Source organism: Saccharomonospora iraqiensis subsp. iraqiensis (assembly GCF_000430445.1).
GTDB classification, from domain to species: Bacteria; Actinomycetota; Actinomycetes; order Mycobacteriales; family Pseudonocardiaceae; genus Saccharomonospora; species Saccharomonospora iraqiensis.
Window position 1 is genome coordinate 19,869 of record NZ_KE387032.1, and the last position, 2,673, is coordinate 22,541.

Genomic DNA, 2,673 nt, shown 5'->3' on the forward strand with positions numbered 1-2,673 from the left:
CGACGGAGACCGCCGCCCGCAACGGGTCGCCGGTGTTGACCGACGGGGGCGCCATCGACCACGCGGAGTCCCCGGGCACCCCGTGCCGACGGCGCAGGTCGGGGTCGCCCTCGAACCCGCCCGCCGCCAGCAGCACCCCGGCACGTGCCCCGATCCGGGTGGTGTCCCCGTCCGGGGTCGTGGCGACGACCCCGGTCACACGGCTACCGGCCCGGTCGGTGGTGAGGCCGGTGACGCGGGTGCCGGTGCGGACGGTGCCGGATCCGGTGCCGGTCACCGCCAGCAGCAGCCGCCCGATCAGTGCGCGCCCGCCGGACAACGGGCCGTGCCGGTGGCCCTTGCCGCGGCGTTCCCGCTCCACCGGGGGGCGGACCAACGGCAGGAACTCGCCCAGCTCCTCCGCGGGCAGGTCGGTCGGGACGATGGAGCGGCCCCGCTCCGGCCTGCCCGGGGCGGCGAAGTAGTCCGGGAACGCCTGCCAGGCGAACGCCATCGACGGGGCCCGCTCCAGCGACTCCACCACCTCCGGGGCGGCGGCCAGGAACGCCTCGCGGTGGTCCGCGGACTCGGGGCCCAGCAGGGCCGACAGGTAGGTGCGCGCCGATCCGGTGGAGTCGTCGACCCCCGCGCGCCGCTGCACGTCGGAACCCGGCAGCCAGCAGGCCGCGCCCGAGTACGCCGAGGTTCCCCCGACCACGTCGGCCTTCTCCAGCACCAGGGTGCGCAGCCCCGCGGCGGCCGCCGTGTGGGCACCCGCGAGCGCGCCCGCGCCGGAACCGACCACGACGACGTCGTAGCACTCGTCGTGGTGTCCGTCGCCGTCGTGTCCGTCGCCGTCGTGTCCGCGGTCGGTACCGTGCGGTCGGTCGCTCCCGTGCTCACCCGTGGCCGCCATGGGCGCCCCTCCTCGTCGTCCGGTACGTCGTCCGGTGCGTCGTCCGGCCCCCGGGATGTCGGTGGACCGGCCGGTGGTCTCCCGCGACGGGTCAGACAACCGCAGCCGCGGCGGTCGTCGGTGCCCGGATCCCACTGACCGGTACCGAGTGTTGGGCGGGAAGTGGCGTCCGGTGGGTAGGGTCGAGGCGTCGCCACAGAACCGACAGGGGGTCCTGCGTGCCGCGCATCGCCGAGGCGAGAGCCGCCGCCGAGCCGAGCTCACCCGAGCAGGTGGCCCGGCAGCACCGCATCCTGCGTGCCGCGGCGGCCCTGGCGGCGGAGAAGGGGCCGGAACGGGTCCAGATGCACGAGGTGGCGCGGGACGCGGGCGTGGCCATCGGCACGCTCTACCGGTACTTCCCCTCGAAGACGCACCTGTTCACCGCCCTGCTGGCCGAGCAGGTCGAGCGGTTCGACGAGAGCCTGGGGGAGCCTTCCGGGGAGGAGGAACCCGAGGAGGCCGTCGCCGGGGTGCTGGCCGCCGCCAGCCGGGAGCTGCTGCGCAGGCCCCTGCTGGCGACCGCGATGCTGCAGTCGTTCAACACCGCGAACGCGGCCACGGTCACCGACGTGGCCCGCATCGACCGGACCTTCGACAGCATCATCCTGCGCACCCTGGGCATCGACGAGCCCAGCGCGAAGGACCTCTCGCTGATCCGCCTGCTCCAGCAGCTCTGGTACGGCGTCCTGCAGTCGAGCCTCAACGGCCGGATCTCCCTGCCCGACGCCGAGGCCGACATCACGATGGCCTGCCGCCTCCTCCTGGCCCCCCGCTCGAACGCCCACCCGCAGACGTAGTCACCCACTGTGGTGCCGTGAAGGGCACGTTCCCTGCGCCGGACGCAGCGAGGGGCACATTCGCTGCGTCACACGCAGGGAGAGTGCCCCTCACGGCACACCCCACGGACGGGTCAGCGGGTCATGTCGAGTTGGGCGACGCTGTAGGCGGCGTAGGTCCGGCCGGGGTCGCGGTCGGCGAAGTACGGGGTGAGCTTGTCGTCCAGTTCGGACACCGAGAACACGCCGGAGTCCGCCTCGAACTTGTGCTCCACCGTCGGGGCGGCCATCAGGCCCACCATGTCGCCGTAGACGACGAAGACCTGGCCGTTGATGTCGGCCGCCGCCGGTGCGGCGAGATAGCGGACGAAGGTGCCCACCCGGTCGGGGGAGAGCAGGTCCGGCCCGCCGCCGTCCGCGGCCGCGGCGTCGCCACCGCCGTCGCCCCCGTCGAAGACGTCCGCGGTCATCGCGGTGCGCGCGCGGGGGCAGATCGCGTTGGCGCGTACACCGTACTTGGCCGCGCCCTGCGCCGTGGCCAGGGTCAGCGCCACGATGCCCGCCTTGGCGGCGGCGTAGTTGGGCTGGCCTGCCGAGCCGAACAGGAACGCCTCCGAGGAGGTGTTGATCATCCGCGCGTACACCGGGCCGTCGGCGGCCTTGCTCGCCTTCCGCCAGTACGCGGTGGCCGACTGCGAGACCGACGCGTGTCCCTTCAGGTGGACCCGCAGCACGTCGTCCCAGTCGGACTCGGTCAGGTTGAACACCATCGCGTCGCGGAGCACACCCGCGTTGTTCACCACGACGTCCAGCGAGCCGAAGGAGTCGACCGCCGCCTGCACGAGCTGATCGCCCAGGGACCACTCGCCCACGTCGCCGACCACCGCGACGGCCTGCCCGCCCGCCGCCTTGATCTCGCCGACGACCTCCTCGGCCGCGGGGCCGACGTCGTTGACGACG

The 2,673-nt window shown here is 73.8% G+C and carries 3 protein-coding genes; 1 reads left to right on the forward strand and 2 read right to left on the reverse strand.

Going from position 1 to position 2,673, the window contains the following annotated elements; all coding sequences use genetic code 11:
• Window positions 1–895, reverse strand: an 895-nt coding sequence (locus ACTIR_RS20985) for an FAD-dependent oxidoreductase (RefSeq protein WP_154663621.1), incomplete at its 3' end; no start/stop codon positions are given.
• 218 nt (window positions 896–1,113) lie between these two features.
• Between ACTIR_RS20985 and ACTIR_RS0100740 the strand changes: the two genes are divergently transcribed.
• Entirely contained in the window at window positions 1,114–1,734 is a 621-nt protein-coding gene (locus tag ACTIR_RS0100740; protein ID WP_026452853.1) for a TetR/AcrR family transcriptional regulator, read from the forward strand.
• Between the two features lie 113 nt (window positions 1,735–1,847).
• On the opposite strand, the gene ACTIR_RS20990 is transcribed toward ACTIR_RS0100740, so the two are convergent.
• Window positions 1,848–2,673 (reverse strand): SDR family NAD(P)-dependent oxidoreductase (locus ACTIR_RS20990; RefSeq protein ID WP_034237651.1); only part of this gene is annotated, 826 nt, incomplete at its 5' end.